The following is a 21,779-nucleotide window of genomic DNA, read 5'->3' as shown; positions in this document are numbered from 1 at the left end:
CCCCTCCAGGGGAGGGTCGGCATCTCGGCAGTGGCTAGGAATGGGAATTCGACAATGATCAACCTCACCCCCACCGGCATCCTCAGCATCGGCGACGCCCGCCTCGAATACAAATGGCTCGCGCCGCTGAACCCGGACGCGCCCACCGTCGTCATGCTGCATGAAGGCCTCGGCTCGGTCGGGCAGTGGGGCGACTTCCCGGACAAGCTTCAGCAAGCCACAGGCGCCGGCATCTTCGTCTACTCGCGGGCAGGCTACGGCCAGTCGAGCAAGGTCGTGCTGCCGCGACCACTCGACTACATGCAGCGCGAGGCGCTGGACGTGCTGCCGAAGCTGCTCGACGCGATCTCCTTCAAGCGCGGCCTCCTGCTCGGCCATTCCGACGGCGCCTCGATCGCGACGATCTATGCCGGCGCGCATCAGGATCATCGCCTGAGCGGTCTCGTGCTGATCGCGCCGCATTTCATCGTCGAGGACATCTCGGTGAAATCGATCTCTGCGATCAAGACCGCCTACGAGTCCACGGACCTCAAGGCAAAGCTCGCGCGCTGGCATCAGGATGTCGACAATGCCTTCTACGGCTGGAACGGCGCCTGGCTCGATCCGAAATTCCGCGACTGGGACATTTCCGAATACCTCGCCTACATCCGCGTTCCCGTCATGGTCCTGCAGGGCATGGACGACCAATATGGCACCCTGCGTCAGGTCGAGATTGCGCAGCAGGAGTGCTACTGCCCGGTCGATCTGAAAATCATTCCAGGCGCGGGGCATTCCCCGCATCGCGAGACGCCGGCGGCGACGCTTGAGGCGATTGGGCAATTTGCGACAGCGGCCCTGCGCGACGATCAGGGACTGCAAGGACGCGCCGCATGATGGCGGCAGCGGTGTGACGCGTCCGAGACTCGCCCAGACCGGAGCGGGCCCGCAACATCGGCGCGGCCTTGGACCAGGTATGAAACAAAGTGCATGTAATGGCTGTTAGGGGCTAGACGCATTCAAAAAGATGCACTATTGTGCATCTAACGCTACGGCGAAAATGCATAATCAAGCTCAGGGGTGTGACCCATGGCCGGGGAAGATCGGCGCCTCGCAGGCGGCGCGACATTCATCGATTTCCAGACTGATCCGTCCCGCTACCGGCATTGGAAGCTCGCGGTCGATGGCGACGTCGCGACGCTGACCATGGACGTCGACGAGAATGGCGGCCTGTTCGAGGGCTATCTGCTCAAGCTCAATTCCTACGATCTCGGTGTCGACATCGAGCTCGCGGATGCGCTCCAGCGGCTGCGCTTCGAGCATCCCGAGGTGAAAGTCGTCGTGATGCGCTCGGCCAAAAACCGCGTGTTCTGCGCCGGCGCCAACATCCGCATGCTCGCCGGCTCCACCCACGCCCACAAGGTCAATTTCTGCAAGTTCACCAACGAGACCCGCAACGGCATGGAGGACTCCTCGGAGAATTCCGGCCAGCGTTTCATCACGGTGGTGAACGGCTCGGCGGCCGGCGGCGGCTATGAGCTCGCGCTCGCGACTGATCACATCATCCTCGCCGACGACGGCTCGTCCGCTGTTGCGCTGCCCGAAGTGCCGCTGCTCGCGGTGCTGCCCGGCACCGGCGGGCTGACACGCGTCGTCGACAAGCGAAAAGTGCGCCGCGACCACGCCGATTTCTTCTGCACCATCGAGGAGGGCGTGAAGGGCAAGCGCGCCGTGCAATGGCGCCTCGTCGATGAGATCGCGCCGAACTCGAAGCTCGAGGCCAAGATCACCGAGCGCGCCAAGGAATTCGCGGCCGCCTCGAAGCGCAAGGGCAGCGGCAAGGGCATCGCGCTGGCGCCGCTCAAGCGCCTGATCGACGGGACTAGCATCCGCTACGGCTTCGTCACGGTCGATATCGATCGCACAGCGCGCATCGCCACCATTTCGATCAAGGCGCCGGAAGCGGCGCCGCCGGCCGACATCGACGGCATGATGGCGCAAGGGGCTTCGTTCTGGCCGCTTCAGCTCGCGCGCGAGCTCGACGATGCCATTTTGCATTTGCGCATCAACGAGCTCGAGATCGCCATGCTGGTGTTCAAGAGCCATGGCGACCGCGCCCATGTGCTTGCCAGCGACGCCTTCCTCGAAGCCAACAAGGCGCACTGGCTGGTCAACGAAATCAGGCACTACTGGAAGCGAGTCCTCAAGCGCATCGACGTGACCTCGCGCACGCTGGTGACGCTGGTCGAGCCCGGGTCCTGCTTTGCCGGCACGCTGGCCGAGCTCGTGTTCGCCGCCGACCGCTCCTACATGCTGATCGGCACGCTCCAGGGTGACAACCGCCCGCCGCCATCGATCGAACTGTCCGCGATGAATTTCGGCCCGTATCCGATGAGCCACGGCCTGACGCGGCTTCAATCGCGCTTCCAGGCCGATCCGTCCGACGTGGAGCGCGCGGAGGCGACGCTCGGCACCGCGCTCGACGCCGAGCAGGCGGAAGAGCTCGGTCTCGTCACCTTCGCGCTCGACGACATCGACTGGGATGATGAAGTCCGCGTCTTCCTGGAGGAGCGCGCCAGCTTCTCGCCCGACAGCCTCACCGGCATGGAAGCGAGCCTGCGCTTCGTCGGCCCCGAGACGATGGAATCAAAGATCTTTGCGCGCCTGACGGCCTGGCAGAACTGGATCTTCCAGCGCCCGAACGCGGTCGGCGAGGAAGGCGCGCTGCGCCGCTACGGCAGCGGGCAGAAGCCGAAATTCGATATGACGCGGGTGTAACGACATTCACTGCGTCATGGCCGGGCTTGTCCCGGCCATCCACGTCCCTGGCTCAAGGAAGCAAGAACGTGGATGCCCGGCACAAAGGCCGGGCATGACGGAACGAAATCGCAAGGAGCACGGCCATGAACATGAACATCATGAACGTCGACTACTCGACCAAGATTCCGAACAACGTGAATCTCGCCGAAGACCGCCAGGTGCTCAAGGCGCTGGAAGGCTGGCACCCCGGCTACATGGACTGGTGGAGCGACATGGGGCCCGAGGGCTTCCAGGAATCGCTGGTGTACTTGCGCACCGCCTACTCCGTCGATCCGCGCGGCTGGGCCAAGTTCGACTATGTCCGTATGCCCGAGTATCGCTGGGGCATCTTGCTGGCGCCGCAGGAAGAGAACCGCGTCGTGCCGTTCGGTGAGCACTATGGCGAGCCGGCCTGGCAGGAAGTCCCGGGCGAGCATCGCGCCATGCTGCGCCGCCTCATCGTGATCCAGGGTGACACCGAGCCCGCCTCGGTCGAGCAGCAGCGCCATCTCGGCAAGACCGCGCCCTCGCTCTACGACATGCGCAATCTGTTCCAGGTCAACGTCGAGGAAGGCCGTCACCTCTGGGCGATGGTCTATCTGCTTCAGAAGTACTTTGGTCGCGACGGCCGCGAGGAAGCCGATGATTTGCTGCGCCGCCGCTCCGGCGATGCCGACGCGCCGCGCATGTTGGGCGCCTTCAACGAGGCGACGCCGGACTGGCTGTCCTTCTTCATGTTCACCTACTTCACCGACCGCGACGGCAAGATGCAGCTGCACTCACTCGCGCAGTCCGGTTTCGATCCGCTGTCGCGCACCTGCCGCTTCATGCTGACGGAAGAGGCGCACCACATGTTCGTCGGCGAGACCGGCATCACTCGCGTCGTGCAGCGCACTTGCGATGCGATGCGCGAAGCCGGCATCACCGACCCGACCGACATCGCAAAAGTCCGCGCGCTCGGCGTGATCGACCTGCCGACCATCCAGAAGAAGCTGAACCTGCACTATACGCTGTCGCTCGACCTGTTCGGCTCTGAGGTCTCGACCAACGCGGCCAATGCCTTCAATGCCGGCATCAAGGGGCGCTATCACGAGACCCAGATCGAGGACGATCACCAGCTCAAGAACGCCACCTATCCGGTGCTGAAGTTCATCAACGGCGAAATCAAGCTGGTCGACGAGCCGGCACTGACCGCGCTCAATATGCGCCTGCGCGACGATTACAGCCAGGACTGCGTCAAGGGCATGCTGCGCTGGAACAAGGTGATCTCGACCGCGGGCTACGACTACAAGCTGACCCTGCCCAATGTCGCCTTCCACCGCCACATCGGCGAGTTCAAGGATATCCACGCCACGCCCGACGGCATTTTGATCGACGAGGCCACCTGGGCGAAGCGCAAGGACGAGTGGCTGCCGTCGGCGAGCGACGGCGACTTCATCACCTCCCTGATGCAGCCCGTCACCGAAACCGGCAAGTTCGCCTCCTGGATCTCGCCGCCGAAGGTCGGCATCGACAACAAGCCCGGCGATTTCGAGTATGTGAAGATCGAGTCATAAGTTTCTTCACCTCTCGCCGCTTGCGGGGAGAGGTCGGATCGCATCGCAGATGCGATCCGGGTGAGGGGGTACATGCGTCGACAATCTCGTCCGCGGAGAGGGGCCCCTCACCCCAACCCTCTCCCCGCAAGAGCGGGGCGAGGAGCGCACCGCCGGTGCCTCACCCTCAACTATCCCACCCGCTCCCCTTGATCCCCGGGTTCGCATAGACGATGCCGCCATCGACCGCGATGGTCGCGCCCACCACGTAGTCTCCCGCGCGCGAGGCGAGATAGATCGCGGCGCCCGCCATGTCTTCGTCGGTGCCGATGCGCCCCGCCGGCACGCGCGTTGCGACCTCGTCGCCATGATCGCGCGCAGCGCGATTCATGTCGGACTGGAACGGGCCCGGCGCGATCGCCGTGACCACGACATGATCCGAGATCAGCTTCACCGCCATACGCCGGGTCAGGTGGATCAGCCCGGCCTTGCTCGCGGCATAGGAATAGGTCTCCATCGGATTGACGAAGATGCCGTCGATCGAGGCGATGTTGATCACCTTCGCCGGCCGTTCGACGGAGGCTGCCGCGCGCAAGGGGCCGGCCAGCGCCTTGGTCAGGAAGAACGGCGCCTTCACATTCAGATTCATCACCTTGTCCCAGCCGCTTTCGGGGAATTCGTCGAACGCCGCGCCCCAGGCCGCGCCGGCATTGTTGACGAGGATGTCGAGCTTCGGCTCGCGCTTCCCAAATTCGCCGGCCAGCAGCTCGGCGCCGGCAACCGTGGAGATGTCGATCGGCAGCGCGATACATTCGCCGTCATATCGCGCCGTGAGCTCCTTCGCGGTCTCCTCGCACGGCCCCGCCTTGCGCGCGGTGATGTAGACCTTTGCCGCGCCGGCGCTGAGAAATCCCGCCGCGATCATCTTGCCGATGCCACGCGAGCCGCCGGTCACGAGCGCAACGCGGCCTTTGAGCGAGAACAGATCGTTGAACATGGTGCCTCCCTTGGGTTGGAGGCTGTGTGAGCCGGTGCCCGGGGAGAGTCAAGGAATGCGCCCCCGTCGTCGTCCTGGCTTTCGCCAGGACGACGCCTGAGGTTTGCCACGACGGCGGAGCTTGACGGCTACGCCGCCGCAATCCGGCGAAAACCGTTCCACATCGCGGTCGCGGCGCCCGAGGTCAGCACTGGCAGAATCCGCCTGTCCTGGTAGTTGCCGTTGAGCGAGACGCGCGGCAGCGCGGTCATGTGGCCGGCGTTCTCGGCGAACAGCATACCGGGCCGCGTCGTCACCGCGGTCTTGAATCCGGCTGCCGCAGCGAGCGCGAATTCGCGCTCACCGGCCGCTTCACGGTCGCCATAGGGATAGGCAAAATGCAGCACGGGGCGCTCCAGCGCCTGTTCGATCTGTGCCCGGCTCATCGCCATTTCCTGCGTGGCGATCTCCGCCGCCTGTTTGGCGAGATTGCTATGGCTGATGCTGTGCGCGCCGATCGTGACCAGGGGATCGGCGGCCAACGTCTTCACCTCGTCCCAGGACAGGCAGAGACTGCGGCACAGCGCTTCCATGTCGACGTCATGCTTGGTGCAGAGCGCCTCGATCTCGCGCTTGAGGTCATGTTCGTTCGGCAGCGCGCGCAGCCAGTCGTGCAGGCGGTCGAACGCCGCCTGCTTGGCCGCAAGCGTCGTCGCATCGAGCCGCAACGCGGACTTGCCGATCTGCACGTCAATGTGCTCGGCTTTGGCGATCACCGCCTCCAGCGCAATCCACCACAGACGTCCGTTGCCCTCGGCAAAATCGCTTGCGACATAGACCGCTAAAGGCGCGTCAAATTCGCGCAGCACCGGCAGTGCATAGTCCAGATTGTCGCGATAGCCGTCGTCGAGCGTGAAGGCGGCGAACCGCCGGGCGAACCGGCCCTGCGCCAGCCGCTCATGCAGCTCGTCCATGCCGACGATGTCGATGTCGCGTGAGCGCAAATGGCACAGCGTGGCGCGCAGGAAATCGGGGGCGACTTCGAGATGCCGGTTCGGCTGGAACGCAGCCTTACGGGCTGGCCGCACGTGATGCAGCATGAAAATGGCACCGACGCCCGACAAGAGCGGGCGCAGCAGGTGATGAGCGCCGCTGAAATAGAGCGCTTCCAGCCCGGCGCGGATGACGTTGTTGCGGAGTTGTTTCATTGCAGGCTGGCGGACCCCCGGGCATTCCGCCCACAACTTACGGAAGGACCCTTGAAGAAAAAGTTATTCCGGTTGTCCACGCAGGGCCTCCACAAGGGCACCATTTCCGGTTTGACAGCCCGCCAAGGGTTTGTTTTGTCTCCGGTTCCAGAGTTCGGGTCGTCGAATGCAGAAGCTTTTCAGGTGGGCCAGCAAATGGTGGCCGGGGCTGATCCCCCTGGCCGTCATGTGGGGATTTGCGGCCTGGAATAACACCTTGCCGGTCGAGGCGGACTTGGCGGCCCGCAGCTCGGCAGCGCTGAAGGATACCGTTCTGGACAAGACCCGGATCGCGGTCGACGGCCGCGACGTCAGCCTGGCCGCGGACGCCTTCTCCGAGGAGGGGCGCCGGGACGCCGTGACGGCGGTCGAAACCGTCCCCGGTGTGCGGCTGGTCGACGACCGGACCCGCCTTGTTCCCGAGGCCAAACCCTTCGTCTGGAATGCCGAACGTGACGTGGTGCGGGTGACCCTGTCGGGCTCCGCGCCGCTGCCCTCGATGCGGGCGCGGCTGACCGAGGCGGCGCGCAAGGAAGTCGCCGGCGTCGAGGTGACCGATCAGATGGGGCTGGCGCGCGGTGCGCCGCCACGGTTCGAGGCCGCCGCGACGTTGCTGCTCGACCAGATCGGCAAGCTCAAGGACGGCAAGATCACGATCACAGACACCAAGGTCAATCTGTCGGGCATGGCGCGCGAGCTCGGCGGTCGCGAGGCGATTGCGGCCGCGCTGAAGAACCTGCCCGAGGGTTTTTCGATCGCCGCCAACGACGTCAAGGCGCCGCCCTACATCTTCCAGGCCTACAAGGATCCGGTGGCCGCGACGGTGACGCTGACCGGCTACGTCCCGGACAAAACCATCCACGCCGCGATCGCAACCAGCGCCGCGCGAAAGTTCTTCAACGAGAAGGTCGTCGACAATCTCAAGGCCAGCATCGGCGCGCCCGGCGCCTTCAACACCGCCGTGGTCGCAGCGCTCGGTGCGCTGTCGCGGCTGTCCACCGGCACACTCGTGGTCTCGGATCGCGAGGTGAAGCTGTCGGGCGATGCGCTCTATGAAGGTGCTGCCAACGACATCCGCGCAGGGCTCGGCAAGGACTTTCCGAAGAATTGGCAATACAAGCCGGAGATCACGGTGAAGCCTGCGGCAGGCCCGGTCGACGGCACCGTGTGCCAGCAATTGTTCTCGGACCTCCTGGGCAAGGGCAAGATCCGCTTCGCAGCGAAGCGCGCCGACATCGATCCGGACTCCGCCGGCATTCTCGACCATCTGATCGAGACGGCGCTGCGCTGCCCCACCACCAATATCGAGGTCGTCGGGCATACCGATGCCGACGGCGAGGACTCCTTCAACCAGGCTCTCTCGGAGAAGCGCGCGCAGGCGGTGATCGATTATCTGGTCAAGGCCGGCCTGCCCGCCAGCCGCTTTACTGCGGTCGGCCACGGCAGCACGCAGCCCCTCGCCGGCAACGACACCGACGAGGGCAAGGCGCAGAACCGCCGCATCGAATTTCTGGTGAGGTGATGATGCCCTATCTCGTTTCGTTCCACATGGGTTGGCTGATCGGCTCGCTGCTGCTGGGCTTTTGCATGGGCTGGATCTCGGTGGTCCAGCGCGGCAACGGCACCTCGAAGGTGACCGCGCGGTGGCTTGCCGCCCTTGCCGCGGGTCTGGTCGCAGCTTCGTTGTCACATGTGGTCCCCGGTCGTTTCGGCTACTGGCTCGACCTCGGCCTGATCATGTTCGCGTGCTATCTCGTGGGTTGCACCATTGGTGCATGGCTACGCGACCGGGTGGTCTCGCGAAGCGCGCCGCCAGCTGCCCTGTGACATTGCCGTGCACCCTCACCCCTAGGGATGGGTGGCCGGCGCGCCCCATAGATTGACGTCGGCTTAAGCCGTGACGGAACATTGTGCGGTTGAAATCATCAAAACTTCATGGCGTCTGCGCAGGATCGCCAACGGAGATTCGCGTCAAGCCTTGCCGCCGAAAGCGCCAAACCGTGCATCAGGAGCCCGCAACCCTGCCTAAAATATTGAAGGCACGTGTTTTTGTTCGAATTGGCGAATTCCACTTCGCCCGAAAACGCGCTAGTGGAAGGGCAGGGGGCATGCGCGATGCCGAAGCCGGCGGCGAGGGGTCGTTGAGTGCCGGTGCGTCGTCCGCCTGTCTGCCGGCCAACCTGGCCGCTGAAGCGTTGTTCGAGGTCTAGATGCTGGAAGCCATACGCAGGGCGACGACGTTTCTGCGCCAGAAGCAAATCCTGCATAAGCTTGGAGTTGTGATCAGCGTCGCGGTCATCGGCATCGCTTGCTATGTGCTCTACCACATGCTCCGCGGCATCGATCGCAACGAGGTTCTGGAGGCGATCAAGAGCACCGAGCCGAGCCAGATTGCGATGGCGGCGCTGTTTGTGGCTGCGGGCTATTTCACCCTGACCTTCTACGACCTGTTCGCCACGCGCGCGATCGGGCATTCCCACGTGCCCTACCGGATCAACGCGCTCGCCGCCTTCACCAGCTATTCAATCGGCCACAATGTCGGCGCCAGCGTCTTCACCGGCGGCGCGGTGCGCTACCGCATCTATTCGGCCTATGGGCTGAACGCGATCGACGTCGCAAAAATCTGTTTTCTCGCCGGCCTGACCTTCTGGCTCGGCAATGCCGCCGTGCTCGGCCTCGGCATCTCCTACCATCCGGAGGCCGCCGCCGCGATTGACCAGCTGCCGCCCTGGCTGAACCGGACGCTGGCGATGATGATCATCGTGGGGCTGGTTGCCTATGTGGTCTGGGTCTGGACCCAGCCGCGGGTGGTCGGCCGCGGGCCCTGGACCGTGGTGCTGCCGGGCGGCCCGCTGACGCTGCTCCAGATCGCGATCGGCATCGTCGATCTCGGTTTCTGCGCGCTCGCGATGTACGTGCTGGTCCCGGACGAGCCCAATCTGGGCTTCGTGGTGGTGGCGGTGATCTTCGTCTCGGCGACGCTGCTCGGCTTTGCCAGCCATTCGCCGGGAGGTCTTGGCGTGTTCGACGCCGCCATGCTGGTCGGCCTCTGGCAGATGGACCGCGAGGAGCTCTTGGGCGGGATGCTGCTGTTCCGCGTCCTCTATTATCTGTCGCCCTTCGTTCTATCTGTAATCTTGCTGACGTTTCGCGAAGTTATCATCGGCGCACGTTCGAAGCGCTTGCAGCAGGCGGCGCTCAAGCTCGATCCCGGCCCGGCGCGTGAGGCCGCTTATGTGAGAGAGCGCAGCGATAGCGGCGCGTGACCGGCGCAAGCCTTTAAGGAGAAGCCCTCCCCGATGGCGATCGACGCCCCATCTTCTCCCAACACCCAGCCCTGGTCCGATCGGCTGCGGCACTCGACCATCATCCTGATCGCGGCGGCGCTGGCGCTGTCGGTGGTGGTCTCGCTCGGCGAATTGTCGGCGCTGCATGCCGCGATCGTGTTCCTCTGCATCGCAGCCGCGGCGCTGATCCCTTGGCGCCTGCACGATCCCACAGCCTCACGCGACGACGTCAGGCGCATCAACCCGGTCGAGAGCGCAGCGGTGGCCGCCGTCGTCGCCGGCATGCCAGATCCTGCGGTGCTGCTCGACCGCGCCGGCCGCGTCATTCATCTCAATGCCGCCGCCGCCCAGCTCGCGCCGGCGCTGCGCAGGAACGAGCTCGCCCAATTCGCGCTGCGCTCGCCGGAGATCATCACGGCGTTGCGCGAGGCGATCGCGACCACCGAGCCGCGCCGCGCGACCTATCTCGACCATGTACCGGTCGATCGCTGGATGGAGCTCATGATCACGCCGGTGCCGGTGCCGACCACCTTCGGCGGCGCCGACAAATGCATGCTGATGACCTTCCACGACCAGACGCCGCTGCGCCGGGTCGAGGAGATGCGGGCCGACTTCGTCGCCAATGCCAGCCACGAGCTGCGCACCCCGCTCGCCGCGCTGTCGGGCTTCATCGACACGCTCCAGGGCCAGGCCAAGGACGATCCAAAGGCGCGCGAGCGTTTCCTCGGCATCATGCACAATCAGGCCACCCGCATGGCGCGCCTGATCGACGATCTGCTGTCGCTGTCGCGGGTCGAACTGTCGGCCCATGTCCGCCCCGACACGCTGGTCGACCTCTTGCCTATCATCCTCCAGGTCGCCGACGGGCTCGAGCCGCTGGCGCGGGAACGCCAGGTCGATGTCGAGACCCATCTGCCGGAAGCCCCCGTGATGATCGCGGGCGACCGCGAGGAGCTGCTCCGCCTGTTCGAGAACCTGATCGAGAACGCGCTCAAATACGGCGCCTCGGGCGGACGCGTCATCGTGTCGCTGACGTCAAGCGCGGCCACTGATGGATCTCAGGAAATCCGGGCCATGGTCCGGGATTTCGGTCCGGGCATCGCACCGGAGCACCTGCCCCGGCTGACCGAGCGCTTCTACCGGGTCGACGTCGGCGACAGCCGCTCGCAGGGTGGAACCGGGCTCGGATTATCGCTGGTGAAACATATTCTTAACCGTCATCGCGGCCGGCTCCTGATCGAAAGCGTACCCAAACAGGGCGCCACCTTTACCGCTTGTTTTCCCCAGGCCAGGCCTCCGGCATCGACGTGAAAATCAAGCGATTCCAAGCGCTTGAGGGTGTCATCCAGCTGTCACGAAACCTTCGTAAAAGCACAGCCGACCGCTCCTAAAGGGGCGGCGCGGGGAGCGCGATCGGGCGCGGATGGCGCTTCGCTCCCCTGTATGGAGACCAGCATGAATTTCCTCAAAACTATCGTCGCTGCCGGCTTGGTCGCCGCATCGACGACGGCGGCGTTTGCAGCCGACATCACGGGTGCCGGTGCGACATTCCCGTTCCCGATCTATTCGAAGTGGGCTGACGCCTACAAGAAGGAGACCGGCAACGGTCTGAACTACCAGTCGATCGGCTCGGGCGGCGGCATCAAGCAGATCCAGGCCAAGACCGTGACCTTCGGCGCCAGCGACGCGCCGCTCAAGGCCGAGCAGCTCGAGAAGGACGGCCTCGTCCAGTGGCCGATGGTGATGGGCGCCATCGTTCCCGTCGTCAACCTCGAGGGCGTGAAGCCCGGCGAACTGGTGTTCGACGGCGAGACGCTGGCCAACATCTATCTCGGCAAGATCACCAAGTGGGACGACGCCGCGATCAAGAAGCTCAATCCGAACGTCAAGCTGCCCGCGGAGGCGATCACCGTGGTCCGCCGTTCGGACGGTTCGGGCACCACCTTCAACTTCACCAACTACCTCTCCAAGGCCAGCGCGGACTGGAAGAGCAAGGTCGGTGAGGGTACCGCGGTCGAGTGGCCGGTCGGCGTCGGCGCCAAGGGCAACGAAGGCGTGTCGGGCAACATCAGCCAGACCAAGAACTCGATCGGCTATGTCGAGTACGCCTATGCCAAGCAGAACAAGCTGACCTACACCGGTCTCGTCAACAAGGCCGGCAAGCCGGTGCAGCCGACCGTCGAGGCCTTCCAGGCCGCCGCCTCCAACGCCGATTGGGCCAAGGCTCCCGGCTATTACGTTATCCTGACCGACCAGCCCGGCGACAAGTCCTGGCCGATCACGGCGGCGACCTTCATCCTGATGCACAAGTCTGCGACGGACAAGGCTGCCTCCCAGGAAGCCATCAAGTTCTTCCGCTGGGCGTTCAAGAACGGCGGCAAGGCGGCTGAAGAGCTCGACTACATCCCGATGCCGGACAGCGTCGTCCAGCTGATCGAGAAGACCTGGGCTGCCGAGATCAAGAGCTGAAGCGAATGGCCCGGGCGCGCTGCAGCGTGAAACGCTGCTGCGCAGCGCCGGGACCGACAAGAACCGGGCCCCGGATCAGCGTCGCGCCGCTTCGCAGCTCGCGCCGCATCCGGGGCACAAGTCCGGCAACAAGCGTATATAGAACGGGTACAGGGGATCGGCGTGGCAGAGATGGCTGTTCAGAGCGATGTAATCGACGACGCCGGACCGTATGACCGCGCCAAGGCCTTGAGCGCGTTCAAGCTCGGCGACGTCACCTTCTACTGGATCACGCGGCTTTCCGCGATCTCGGTGCTGCTGATCCTCGGCGGCATCATCATTTCGCTGATCGTCGGCGCCTTCCCGGCGATCAAGGAATACGGCCTGTCGTTCCTGTGGACGCAGCGCTGGGCGCCCTCGGCCGATCCGCCCGTGCTCGGCGCGCTCGGGCCGATGTACGGCACGCTCGTCACCTCCTTCATCGCGATGCTGATCGCCATTCCGGTCGGTCTCGGCATTGCGATCTTCCTCACCGAGCTCTGCCCGCAATGGCTGCGCCGCCCCATCGGCATGGCGATCGAGCTACTCGCCGGCATTCCCTCGATCATCTACGGCATGTGGGGCTTCTTCGTGCTGGGCCCGTTCCTGGCCAACACCTTCCAGCCCTTCATGATCAGGGTCTTCGACGGCGTCCCGGTGCTGGGGGCGATCTTCGCAGGTCCCCCGTCCTATCTCAGCCTGTTCAATGCCGCGCTGATCCTCGCCATCATGGTGCTGCCCTTCATCACCTCGATCTCGGTCGACGTGTTCAAGACGGTGCCGCCGGTGCTGAAAGAGGCCGCCTACGGCGTCGGCTGCACCACTTGGGAAGTCGTCCGCAGCGTGGTGATCCCCTACACCCGGGTCGGCATCATCGGCGGCGTCATGCTGGCGCTAGGCCGCGCGCTCGGCGAGACCATGGCGGTGACTTTTATCATCGGCAACTCGTTCCGGATCTCCTCGTCGATCTTCGCGCCGGGCACCACGATCTCGGCGGCGATCGCCTCCGAGTTCGCCGAGAGTGACGGCCTGCACCAGTCCGGCCTGATCCTGCTCGGCCTGCTCCTGTTCGTGCTGACGTTCTTCGTGCTCGCGGCCGCGCGGCTGATGCTGCTGCGCCTGGAACAGAAGGCGGGGAAGTGACATGAACCCGATTTACGCACGCCGCCGCCGCACCGACATCGTCATCCGCGGGCTCTGCATCGCCGCCGCCGCCTTCGGCGTCACCTGGCTCGCGCTGATCCTGATCACGCTGCTCTACAACGGCCTTAGCGGCCTGAACCTCCAGGTCTTCACTGAGAACACGCCGCCGCCCGGCGCGTCCGAAGGCGGCCTGCTCAACGCCATCGTCGGCTCGCTGATCATGACCGCGCTCGGCGTCGGCATCGGCGCGCCGCTCGGCCTGTTCGCCGGCACCTATCTCGCCGAATACGGCCGTAACGACAAGCTGACTTCGGTGATCCGCTTCATCAACGACATCCTGTTGTCGGCGCCCTCGATCATCATCGGCCTGTTCATCTACGGCGCCGTGGTGGTGCCGATGCGCGGCTTCTCGGCGATCGCCGGTAGCCTCGCGCTCGCCGTGATCGTCATCCCGGTGGTGCTGCGCACCACCGAGGACATGCTGCTTCTGGTGCCGAACGCGCTGCGCGAGGCGGCCTCCGCGCTCGGCTTGCCGCGCTCACTGGTGATCAAGCGCATCGCCTACCGCGCCGCGCGCTCCGGCCTCATCACCGGCGTGCTGCTCGCCACCGCCCGCGTCGCGGGCGAGACCGCGCCGCTGCTGTTCACCGCGCTGTCGAACCAGTTCTTCAGCCTCGGCCTGAACAAGACGATGGCCAACCTGCCCGTGACCATCAACAATTTCGTGCAGAGCCCCTACGCCTATTGGAAGCAGCTCGCCTGGAGCGGCGCACTGCTGATCACGCTCACCGTGCTTGCCCTGAACATTGGCGCCCGCATCCTCGGTGCCGAGAGGACCGCAAAATGACCGACCTGTCCGTATCCGTGAGTTCCAACGGTCACCTGGCCTCGCATCCGCTGCCGGAAGCGCCCGCCAAGGTGACGGTGCGCAACCTCAACTTCTATTACGGCGAGCATCACGCGCTGAAGAACATCAACCTGACGCTCGGCACCAACCGCGTCACGGCCTTCATCGGCCCGTCGGGCTGCGGCAAGTCGACCCTGCTGCGCATCTTCAACCGGATGTACGACCTCTATCCGGGCCAGCGCGTGACCGGTCAGCTGATGCTCGACCAGACCAACATCCTCGATCCCAAGCTCGACCTCAATCTGCTGCGCGCCCGGGTCGGCATGGTGTTCCAGAAGCCGACACCGTTCCCGATGACGATCTACGAGAACATCGCCTTCGGCATCCGCCTCTACGAGAAGATCTCGAAGTCCGAGATGGACGACCGGGTCGAGAAGGCGCTGCGCGGCGGCGCGCTGTGGAACGAGGTCAAGGACAAGCTCAACGCCTCGGGCCTGTCGCTCTCCGGCGGCCAGCAGCAGCGCCTCTGCATCGCCCGCACGGTCGCGGTGCGGCCTGAAGTAATCTTGTTCGACGAGCCCTGCTCGGCGCTCGATCCGATCTCGACCGCCAAGGTCGAGGAGCTGATCCAGGAACTGTCCGAGAACTACACGATCGCGATCGTCACCCACAACATGCAGCAGGCGGCGCGCGTCTCCGACAAGACCGCCTTCATGTATCTCGGCGAACTGATCGAGTTCGACGACACCAGCAAGATCTTCACGTCGCCGAGCGACCGGCGTACGCAGGATTACATCACCGGCAGGTTCGGCTGAGGAGACGGGAAATGGGTACTGAACATACCGCAAAGGCCTTCGACACCGACCTCCAGGAGCTCACCCGCCTGGTCGCCGAGATGGGCGGCATCGCCGAGCGCATGATCGTCGATTCCGTCGACGCGCTGATCCGCCGCGACGTCGCGCTCGGCCAGCGCGTCGTCACCACCGACGCCGAGCTCGACGCGCTGCAGAAGCGCATCGAGGAGCGCGCCGTGCTCACCATCGCCCGCCGCCAGCCGATGGCGGTGGATCTGCGCGAGATCGTCGGCGCCATGCGCGTCGCCACCGATCTCGAGCGCATCGGCGACCTCGCCAAGAACATGGGCAAGCGCGTGGCGGCGCTGGAGACGGACTTCCATCCGCTAAAACTGTTTCGCGGCCTGGAGCACATGACCGACCTCGTGCAGCAGCAGGTCAAGTCGGTGCTGGACGCCTATGCCGCGCATGATCTGCCGGCGGCAATGGCGGTGTGGAAGGGCGACGAGGAAGTCGACGCCATCTGCACCTCGCTGTTCCGCGAGCTCCTCACCTACATGATGGAGGATCCGCGCAACATCTCGTTCTGCATCCATCTGATGTTCTGCGCCAAGAACATCGAGCGGATCGGTGACCACGCCACCAACATCGCCGAAACAGTGTTCTACATGATCGAAGGTCAGGCGATCACCGACAAGCGGCCGAAGGGCGATATGACGACCTTCGCCACGACGGTACCGAATACCTGAGGGAGCGACGACAACATGGGCGCACGCATCATGGTGGTTGAGGACGAGGAAGCTCTCACCGAGCTTCTCCGTTACAACCTCGAAGGCGACGGCTATGACGTGGAGACGGTGATGCGCGGCGACGACGCCGACACCCGCCTCAAGGAACACATCCCCGATCTGATCGTGCTCGACTGGATGCTGCCGGGACTATCAGGCATCGAGCTGTGCCGGCGGCTGCGCACCCGTCCCGAGACCAAGCAACTCCCGATCATCATGCTCACCGCGCGCGGCGAGGAGAGCGAGCGGGTGCGGGGTCTTGCGACCGGCGCCGACGACTACATCGTCAAGCCGTTCTCGGTGCCGGAGCTGCTCGCGCGCGTGAAGGGGCTCTTGCGACGGGCAAGCCCGGAGCGGCTCGCCACCGTGCTCGCCTATGGCGACATCGAGCTCGATCGCGACAAGCGCCGCGTGGCGCGCTCTGGCCGGCCGATCGATCTCGGCCCGACCGAATATCGCCTGCTGGAGTTCTTCCTGGAGCATCCCGGCCGCGTGTTCTCGCGCGAGCAGCTGCTCGACAGCGTCTGGGGCCGCGACATCTATATCGACGAGCGCACCGTCGACGTCCATATCGGACGCCTGCGCAAGCTGCTCAATCTCGGCCGCGAGCAGGACCCGATCCGCACCGTCCGCGGCGCCGGCTATGCGCTGGATGATCGGTTTGCGAAGGCGGAGCAGACGTAAGTTAGGCGGTGTTGCTTTAGCAGGCGGGCGGCTGCCACACTCTCACTGTCGTCCCGGACAAGTGTAAGCGCAGATCCGGGACCCATAGCACAGGGAGTGATTGTTGCGCTAAAAAGGTAACTCCGAGTCCCCGTAGCCACAGCTTGCGGTGGCTGTGGGTCCCGGATCTACGCGCGCTTGAGGCGCGCTTGTCCGGGACGACATCGGATTTGTAGAGCCGCGATCGCACGACGGCTCATTTCTGGTCTCAGAACAAACTCACCGCGTGCTCGGCTTGGCCGGCGCCCGCCGGCGATCCGCGGCCGGCTGATAGGCGACGCGCGAGTGCTGGGCACAGTAGGGCAGGCCGGACAGCGCCCTGCCGCCGCAGAAGAAGAAATCCGGGCTCGATGGATCGCCGACCGGCCAGTGGCAGGTTGCCTCGTTCAATTCCAGCAGCGACAGCCGCTGGCTCATCGGCACCACGTTGTCGTAGGTGACCGGTTCGGCCTCCACCTCGACCTCGAAGGCCTGCGCCAGCGCGGTGTTGCCGCGCGAGATCGGCCGGGTCACCCGCATCATGTGCTGTGCTGGGCGCGCCTTGCGCGGCCGCGGCGCGGCCGAAGATGGGCTCTTGGCGCGGCCCGACAGGCCGAGCCTGTGCACTTTGCCGATCACGGCATTGCGGGTCACATTGCCGAGCTCGGCCGCGATCTGGCTGGCCGAAAGTCCGGCCTCCCAGAGCTTTTTCAGCTGCTCGACGCGATCGTCGGACCAGGTCAAAACCGTCATTGCACCCTTTCCCTCGCTGCGCGCCACCATCCTGGGGCCTCACAGCGAATGCCTAAGCCTTGAAAAACCCGTGCCGCCAGAATCCCTTAAGGCTCGCCGGGCGCGCTACTGACGCCCGAACGTTTACGCCGGTACATGAGGACTTAGAGGATCAGAACCGCTGCACGAGATGTCGTATCTGACAGGCCAAACGCTACAATATGGCGTGACTCCCGCGCAAGAGTCCGCCGACTCGCTTCCACATGTTCCGTGGTGAAAACCCCGCAAAATCGGCACCGCAAGACTACGGATTCAGCGTTTCGCGAGGCTTTCCAGGCGGCATTGACACCGGTCTTGCCAGGCATAAGATAGTGGCGCGTGCCGCCCTTAAAAGGCGGCACGTTTCGTTTTCCGGACCGGTCAATGGTGCGCTGCGCAAGGCACGCCAGGCAGGTCTCAACATCCAAATGCAACATCCAAGTGATGGTCATGACCAACAGCGCCGCGCCGCATCTGCTTCCCGTTTTCGCCAGGGCCGACCTTGGTTTCGAGCGCGGCGAAGGCTGCTGGCTGATCGCGACCAATGGCGATCGCTATCTCGATTTCACGTCGGGCGTTGCGGTGAACGCGCTCGGCCATGCTCATCCCGCGCTGGTCAAGGCATTGCAGGAGCAGGCGACCAAGCTCTGGCACATGTCGAACCTGTTCCAAAGCCCGGACGGTGAGAAACTGGCGGCGCGCCTGTGCAGCGAAAGCTTCTCCGACTTCGTGTTCTTCTGCAATTCCGGCGCCGAAGCGCTGGAATGCGTGATCAAGGTCGTGCGGCGCTATCACGCCGCCAAAGGCCATCCTGATCGCTATCGCATGATCACCTTCGAGGGTGCCTTCCACGGCCGCACGCTGGCGACGCTGGCTGCGACGGGCTCGGCAAAATATCTCGAAGGTTTCGGCCCGCCGATGGACGGCTTCGACCAGGTCCCGCATGGCGATATCGAGGCCGTGAAGAAGGCGATCGGTCCGCAGACCGCCGGCATCCTGATCGAGCCGATCCAGGGCGAGGGCGGTGTGCGTTCGTCGACACCCGCCTTCCTCAAGGCGCTGCGTCAGCTCTGCGACGAGAAGGGCCTGTTGCTCGCGTTCGACGAGGTGCAGACCGGCATGGGCCGCACCGGCGATCTGTTCGCGCATCGCCGTCTCGGCGTCACGCCCGACGTGATGTCGCTGGCAAAGGCGCTCGGTGGCGGCTTTCCGATCGGTGCTTGCCTTGCGACCGCGGAAGCGGCCTCCGGCATGACACCCGGCTCGCACGGCTCGACCTTCGGCGGCAATCCGCTCGCGATCTCCGCTGCGAACGCCGTGCTCGACGTCATGCTCAAGCCCGGCTTCTTCGACCACGTGCAGAAGATGTCGCTGCTGCTCAAGCAGAAGCTCGCCTCCGTGATCGATCGTCATCCTGATGTCGTCAGCGAAGTGCGCGGCGAGGGTCTCCTGATCGGCATCAAGGCGGTCGTGCCTTCGGGTGATCTCGTTGCCGCCTTGCGCCACGAAAAACTGCTCACCGTCGGCGCCGGCGATAATGTCGTGCGCTTCCTGCCGCCTCTGATCGTCACCGAAGCCGAGATCGAGGACAGCATCGGGCGGCTCGAGCGCGCCTGCACGGCTATCTCGTCCAGTCAGACCAAGCGGGCGGCAAGCTGATGAGCAAGTCGCCAAAGCACTTCCTCGACATCAACGAGCTCCCGCTGTCGGAGCTCAAGCGCATGCTCGCCGCATCCTCCGCCATGAAGGCGAAGCAGAAGGCGCATCAGCCGGTCAGGCCGCTCGAAGGCAAGACGCTGGCGATGATCTTCGAGCGCCCCTCGACGCGGACGCGGGTGTCGTTCGACGTCGCCATGCGCCAGCTCGGCGGCGAGCCCATCATGCTCACCGGTGCCGAAATGCAGCTCGGCCGCGGCGAGACCATCGCCGACACCGCACGTGTGCTGTCGCGCTATGTCGACGCCATCATGATCCGCATCCTCAATCACGAGGCACTGCTTGAGCTTGCGGCCTATGCGACCGTGCCCGTCATCAACGGCCTGACGCGCCGTTCGCACCCTTGCCAGGTGATGGCCGACCTCATGACCTACGAGGAGCATCGCGGTCCGATCGAGGGCAAGACGGTGGCCTGGACCGGTGACGACAACAACGTGCTGGCGTCCTGGGCCCACGCCGCCGAGCGCTTCAAATTCCAGCTCAACGTCGCAACGCCGCCGGAGCTCGCCCCGAAAAAGGCGATGCGCGACTGGATCAAGACGACCAATGCGCCGATCGTGCTTGGCACCGATCCGGAGGCCGCCGTGCGCGGTGCCGATTGCGTCGTCACCGACACCTGGGTGTCGATGGGCGACAAGGAAGGCGAGCACCGCCACAACGTGCTCAAGCCCTACCAGGTCAATGCCAAGCTGATGTCGCTGGCCAAGTCCGATGCGCTGTTCATGCACTGCTTGCCCGCCCATCGCGGCGAGGAGGTCACCGATGACGTGATCGACGGCCCGCAATCGGTCGTGTTCGACGAGGCCGAAAACCGCCTGCACGCGCAGAAGGGCATTCTGGCCTGGTGCTTTGACGCGGTGAAGTAACGCGCGGATCTGGATCGTCGTCCTGGCTTTCGCCAGGACGACACCGAATTTGCAGGATCGTGTGCACTTATAACTGCATCCGGAACACGCCGCCTCGCACCCCTTCCAATCCGTCACCTCCGACCCCAGATAGAGCGCCATGGTTTTCCAATCCCCTGACATGAAAACCGGGCTAGAAGGCCCGGTTCGCGCGCCATCAGCAGTTCCGATCGATGACGCCGTGCTGCCCTACGAGATCGATGCGCTCGACGTGCGCGGCCGCCTGGTGCGGCTCGGCCCGGCGCTCGACGACATCCTCACCAAGCACGATTATCCCGCTCCCGTCGGCAAGCTGCTCGGCGAGGCCATCGTGCTGACGACGTTGCTCGGCTCGGCGCTGAAATTCGAGGGCCGCTTCATCCTTCAAGCCCAGACCGACGGTCCGGTGTCGTTCCTGGTCGTCGACTACATGGCGCCGGATCGTCTGCGCGCCTATGCGCGCTTCGATGCTGCGCGCCTCGGTGACGCCAGGGATTCAGGGACGCTGCTCGGCCGCGGCCATCTCGCCATGACCATCGACCAGGGCCCCGACATGAGCCGTTACCAGGGCCTGGTCGCGCTCGACGGCGGCGGCCTCGAAGAGGCCGCTCACGAATATTTCCTGCGCTCCGAGCAGATCCCGACGCGCGTGCGCCTCGCGGTCGGCGAGGAATGGCGCAGTAGCGACGGCGGCAAGCATCGCTGGCGCGCCGGAGGCATGCTGATGCAGTTTTTGCCGAAGGCGCCGGAGCGCGCGCGGCAGGCCGATTTGCATCCCGGCAACGCGCCCGAAGGCACCGAGGTGCACAGCGTCGCGGAAGACGACGCCTGGGTCGAGGCGCGCTCGTTGATCGAGACCGTCGAGGACGTCGAGCTGATCGATCCCGAGCTGTCCGGTGAGCGGCTGCTGTTCCGCCTGTTTCACGAGCGCGGCGTGCGCGTGTTCAATCCACAGGTCCTGAAGGCACAATGCTCCTGCTCGCGCGATGCGGTGGCGTCCATGCTGAAGAGCTTCTCGTCCGACGATCGCGCCGCGATGGTCAAGGACGACAAGGTCGTCGTGACCTGCGAGTTCTGCTCGTCGGTCTACCAGTTCACGCCGCACGAGGCGGGCGTGGAGAACGCGTAGGCCCCATTTCCCGTCATTGCGAGCGCAGCGAAGCAATCCAGACATGCATCCGCGGTGTCAGTCTGGATTGCTTCGTCGCAAGGGCTCCTCGCAATGACGAGTTTGGGGCACGCTCGCCCGTCATTCTCGCTGTCATCGCCCGGCCTGAACACCTGACCGGGCGATCCAGTACTCCGAGACGGCGCTGATTGAACCGAGAGGCCGCGGCGTACTCGCCGGAGCCTGTCATCGGGCTCGCCGAAAGCGAGACCCGGTGGCGGGGCATGACAGCGGTGGGCGTCGCCGCACCGCCCCTAATTCAACACCCGCTTGTAGTCCGGGCTGTCCAGCGAAAACGTCGGCACGTCGATCTCGAAGCGCTCGCCGCTTTCGCTGACCATCTGGTAGCGGCCGGTCATGAAGCCGGAGGCGGTCGTGAGCGGCACGCCGGAGGTATATTCGAAGCGCTCGCCGGGAGCCAGGATCGGCTGCTCGCCGACGACGCCCTCGCCCTTCACCTCCTGCTGGCGGCCGGAGGCATCGGTGATGATCCAGTGCCGCGTCTTCAGCTGCACGGTCTCGTCGCCGGAATTGGTGATGACGATGGTGTAGGACCAGAAATAGCGGGAGCGGTCGGCCGACGACTGCTCCGGAACAAAGTTCGGCTCGACGGTCACTTCGATCTGGCGGGTCACGGCGCGGTACATGATGCCATCATA

General features: G+C 64.7%; 20 protein-coding genes. 16 read left to right on the top strand and 4 right to left on the bottom strand.

Features of this window, described 5'->3' with window-relative positions; translation table 11 throughout:
* The first annotated feature begins 54 nt into the window (after positions 1-54).
* The 3 genes from ACNJX8_RS39435 (at position 55) to boxB (ending at position 4,331) form a co-directional block, all read left to right on the top strand.
* Positions 55-873 carry an alpha/beta fold hydrolase gene (locus ACNJX8_RS39435; RefSeq protein WP_439358992.1) on the top strand — a complete coding sequence of 273 codons (819 nt, stop codon included), beginning with the start codon at positions 55-57 and terminating at the stop codon, positions 871-873.
* Positions 874-1,065: 192 nt separating this feature from the next.
* A complete protein-coding gene (boxC, locus tag ACNJX8_RS39430) occupies positions 1,066-2,754 on the top strand; it encodes a 2,3-epoxybenzoyl-CoA dihydrolase (RefSeq protein ID WP_439358991.1) in 1,689 nt (562 codons plus the stop codon).
* Positions 2,755-2,879: 125 nt separating this feature from the next.
* Complete coding sequence (boxB, locus tag ACNJX8_RS39425) at positions 2,880-4,331, top strand: benzoyl-CoA 2,3-epoxidase subunit BoxB (RefSeq protein WP_249758659.1); 1,452 nt, start codon at positions 2,880-2,882, stop codon at positions 4,329-4,331.
* 166 nt (positions 4,332-4,497) lie between these two features.
* Here boxB and ACNJX8_RS39420 read toward each other — a convergent pair whose 3' ends face one another.
* Both ACNJX8_RS39420 and ACNJX8_RS39415 read right to left on the bottom strand, forming a co-directional pair.
* A complete protein-coding gene (locus ACNJX8_RS39420) occupies positions 4,498-5,307 on the bottom strand; it encodes an SDR family oxidoreductase (RefSeq protein WP_439358990.1) in 810 nt (269 codons plus the stop codon).
* 128 nt (positions 5,308-5,435) lie between these two features.
* Positions 5,436-6,494, bottom strand: coding sequence for a polysaccharide deacetylase family protein (locus ACNJX8_RS39415; protein WP_439358989.1), 1,059 nt, complete (start codon positions 6,492-6,494; stop codon positions 5,436-5,438).
* A 166-nt stretch (positions 6,495-6,660) separates the two neighbouring features.
* Here ACNJX8_RS39415 and ACNJX8_RS39410 point away from each other — a divergent pair, with 166 nt between their 5' ends.
* The 10 genes from ACNJX8_RS39410 to phoB all read left to right on the top strand — a co-directional run bounded on the left by ACNJX8_RS39410 (position 6,661) and on the right by phoB (position 16,563).
* Positions 6,661-8,055: an OmpA family protein gene (locus tag ACNJX8_RS39410; protein WP_439358987.1), complete on the top strand. Its 1,395-nt coding sequence runs from the start codon at positions 6,661-6,663 to the stop codon at positions 8,053-8,055.
* A gap of 2 nt (positions 8,056-8,057) precedes the next feature.
* Positions 8,058-8,360, top strand: coding sequence for a hypothetical protein (locus tag ACNJX8_RS39405; protein ID WP_249761959.1), 303 nt, complete (start codon positions 8,058-8,060; stop codon positions 8,358-8,360).
* A 383-nt stretch (positions 8,361-8,743) separates the two neighbouring features.
* Positions 8,744-9,799 carry a lysylphosphatidylglycerol synthase domain-containing protein gene (locus tag ACNJX8_RS39400; protein WP_128940209.1) on the top strand — a complete coding sequence of 352 codons (1,056 nt, stop codon included), beginning with the start codon at positions 8,744-8,746 and terminating at the stop codon, positions 9,797-9,799.
* Positions 9,800-9,832: 33 nt separating this feature from the next.
* Positions 9,833-11,131, top strand: coding sequence for an ATP-binding protein (locus tag ACNJX8_RS39395; RefSeq protein WP_128936891.1), 1,299 nt, complete (start codon positions 9,833-9,835; stop codon positions 11,129-11,131).
* A 144-nt stretch (positions 11,132-11,275) separates the two neighbouring features.
* Positions 11,276-12,289 carry a phosphate ABC transporter substrate-binding protein PstS gene (gene pstS / locus ACNJX8_RS39390; protein WP_091885397.1) on the top strand — a complete coding sequence of 338 codons (1,014 nt, stop codon included), beginning with the start codon at positions 11,276-11,278 and terminating at the stop codon, positions 12,287-12,289.
* A gap of 171 nt (positions 12,290-12,460) precedes the next feature.
* Complete coding sequence (gene pstC / locus ACNJX8_RS39385; protein WP_164934782.1) at positions 12,461-13,450, top strand: phosphate ABC transporter permease subunit PstC; 990 nt, start codon at positions 12,461-12,463, stop codon at positions 13,448-13,450.
* Position 13,451: 1 nt separating this feature from the next.
* Entirely contained in the window at positions 13,452-14,297 is an 846-nt protein-coding gene (gene pstA / locus ACNJX8_RS39380) for a phosphate ABC transporter permease PstA (protein ID WP_439358985.1), read from the top strand.
* A complete protein-coding gene (gene pstB / locus ACNJX8_RS39375) occupies positions 14,294-15,112 on the top strand; it encodes a phosphate ABC transporter ATP-binding protein PstB (RefSeq protein WP_091884952.1) in 819 nt (272 codons plus the stop codon). Before pstA ends, pstB begins: the two co-directional genes overlap by 4 nt.
* Positions 15,113-15,123: 11 nt before the next feature.
* Positions 15,124-15,840, top strand: a complete 717-nt coding sequence (gene phoU, locus ACNJX8_RS39370) for a phosphate signaling complex protein PhoU (protein ID WP_091884957.1) — start codon at positions 15,124-15,126, stop codon at positions 15,838-15,840.
* A 15-nt stretch (positions 15,841-15,855) separates the two neighbouring features.
* Positions 15,856-16,563 (top strand): phosphate regulon transcriptional regulator PhoB, encoded by a 708-nt coding sequence (phoB, locus tag ACNJX8_RS39365; RefSeq protein ID WP_008143479.1) that lies wholly within the window; start codon positions 15,856-15,858, stop codon positions 16,561-16,563.
* A 258-nt stretch (positions 16,564-16,821) separates the two neighbouring features.
* Here phoB and ACNJX8_RS39360 read toward each other — a convergent pair whose 3' ends face one another.
* Positions 16,822-17,334 carry a GcrA family cell cycle regulator gene (locus tag ACNJX8_RS39360; protein WP_091885401.1) on the bottom strand — a complete coding sequence of 171 codons (513 nt, stop codon included), beginning with the start codon at positions 17,332-17,334 and terminating at the stop codon, positions 16,822-16,824.
* 468 nt (positions 17,335-17,802) lie between these two features.
* Between ACNJX8_RS39360 and ACNJX8_RS39355 the strand changes: the two genes are divergently transcribed.
* From ACNJX8_RS39355 to ACNJX8_RS39345, 3 genes are all read left to right on the top strand, one after another.
* Positions 17,803-19,011 (top strand): aspartate aminotransferase family protein, encoded by a 1,209-nt coding sequence (locus ACNJX8_RS39355; RefSeq protein WP_439358981.1) that lies wholly within the window; start codon positions 17,803-17,805, stop codon positions 19,009-19,011.
* The gene (argF, locus tag ACNJX8_RS39350; protein ID WP_091884961.1) at positions 19,011-19,934 is read left to right on the top strand and encodes an ornithine carbamoyltransferase; all 924 of its coding nucleotides are present in this window, start codon (positions 19,011-19,013) and stop codon (positions 19,932-19,934) included. The genes ACNJX8_RS39355 and argF overlap by 1 nt, the downstream gene beginning before the upstream one ends.
* Before the next feature lie 139 nt (positions 19,935-20,073).
* Positions 20,074-21,081: an Hsp33 family molecular chaperone gene (locus ACNJX8_RS39345; protein WP_439358979.1), complete on the top strand. Its 1,008-nt coding sequence runs from the start codon at positions 20,074-20,076 to the stop codon at positions 21,079-21,081.
* 293 nt (positions 21,082-21,374) lie between these two features.
* On the opposite strand, the gene apaG is transcribed toward ACNJX8_RS39345, so the two are convergent.
* Positions 21,375-21,767, bottom strand: coding sequence for a Co2+/Mg2+ efflux protein ApaG (gene apaG / locus ACNJX8_RS39340; RefSeq protein ID WP_128936886.1), 393 nt, complete (start codon positions 21,765-21,767; stop codon positions 21,375-21,377).
* Between the last annotated feature and the right edge of the window lie 12 nt (positions 21,768-21,779).

This window comes from Bradyrhizobium sp. SPXBL-04 (assembly GCF_051853035.1).
Lineage (GTDB): Bacteria > Pseudomonadota > Alphaproteobacteria > Rhizobiales > Xanthobacteraceae > Bradyrhizobium > Bradyrhizobium zhanjiangense.
The sequence above is the reverse complement of the archived record's forward strand: the minus strand, read 5'-3'. Positions and strand labels throughout refer to the sequence as shown.

What these genes read in the sequence shown, in the direction of transcription:
- ACNJX8_RS39400 (WP_128940209.1), top strand. Translation starts at nt 8,744, where the DNA reads ATGCTGGAAGCCATACGCAGGGCGACGACGTTTCTGCGCCAGAAGCAA.
- ACNJX8_RS39435 (WP_439358992.1), top strand. Translation starts at nt 55, where the DNA reads ATGATCAACCTCACCCCCACCGGCATCCTCAGCATCGGCGACGCCCGC.
- ACNJX8_RS39345 (WP_439358979.1), top strand. Translation starts at nt 20,074, where the DNA reads ATGGTTTTCCAATCCCCTGACATGAAAACCGGGCTAGAAGGCCCGGTT.
- ACNJX8_RS39420 (WP_439358990.1), bottom strand. Translation starts at nt 5,307, where the DNA reads ATGTTCAACGATCTGTTCTCGCTCAAAGGCCGCGTTGCGCTCGTGACC.
- ACNJX8_RS39360 (WP_091885401.1), bottom strand. Translation starts at nt 17,334, where the DNA reads ATGACGGTTTTGACCTGGTCCGACGATCGCGTCGAGCAGCTGAAAAAG.
- pstB (WP_091884952.1), top strand. Translation starts at nt 14,294, where the DNA reads ATGACCGACCTGTCCGTATCCGTGAGTTCCAACGGTCACCTGGCCTCG.
- ACNJX8_RS39405 (WP_249761959.1), top strand. Translation starts at nt 8,058, where the DNA reads ATGCCCTATCTCGTTTCGTTCCACATGGGTTGGCTGATCGGCTCGCTG.
- apaG (WP_128936886.1), bottom strand. Translation starts at nt 21,767, where the DNA reads ATGTACCGCGCCGTGACCCGCCAGATCGAAGTGACCGTCGAGCCGAAC.
- boxB (WP_249758659.1), top strand. Translation starts at nt 2,880, where the DNA reads ATGAACATGAACATCATGAACGTCGACTACTCGACCAAGATTCCGAAC.
- ACNJX8_RS39410 (WP_439358987.1), top strand. Translation starts at nt 6,661, where the DNA reads ATGCAGAAGCTTTTCAGGTGGGCCAGCAAATGGTGGCCGGGGCTGATC.
- ACNJX8_RS39395 (WP_128936891.1), top strand. Translation starts at nt 9,833, where the DNA reads ATGGCGATCGACGCCCCATCTTCTCCCAACACCCAGCCCTGGTCCGAT.
- ACNJX8_RS39415 (WP_439358989.1), bottom strand. Translation starts at nt 6,494, where the DNA reads ATGAAACAACTCCGCAACAACGTCATCCGCGCCGGGCTGGAAGCGCTC.
- ACNJX8_RS39355 (WP_439358981.1), top strand. Translation starts at nt 17,803, where the DNA reads ATGACCAACAGCGCCGCGCCGCATCTGCTTCCCGTTTTCGCCAGGGCC.
- phoB (WP_008143479.1), top strand. Translation starts at nt 15,856, where the DNA reads ATGGGCGCACGCATCATGGTGGTTGAGGACGAGGAAGCTCTCACCGAG.
- phoU (WP_091884957.1), top strand. Translation starts at nt 15,124, where the DNA reads ATGGGTACTGAACATACCGCAAAGGCCTTCGACACCGACCTCCAGGAG.
- pstC (WP_164934782.1), top strand. Translation starts at nt 12,461, where the DNA reads ATGGCTGTTCAGAGCGATGTAATCGACGACGCCGGACCGTATGACCGC.
- boxC (WP_439358991.1), top strand. Translation starts at nt 1,066, where the DNA reads ATGGCCGGGGAAGATCGGCGCCTCGCAGGCGGCGCGACATTCATCGAT.
- pstS (WP_091885397.1), top strand. Translation starts at nt 11,276, where the DNA reads ATGAATTTCCTCAAAACTATCGTCGCTGCCGGCTTGGTCGCCGCATCG.
- argF (WP_091884961.1), top strand. Translation starts at nt 19,011, where the DNA reads ATGAGCAAGTCGCCAAAGCACTTCCTCGACATCAACGAGCTCCCGCTG.
- pstA (WP_439358985.1), top strand. Translation starts at nt 13,452, where the DNA reads ATGAACCCGATTTACGCACGCCGCCGCCGCACCGACATCGTCATCCGC.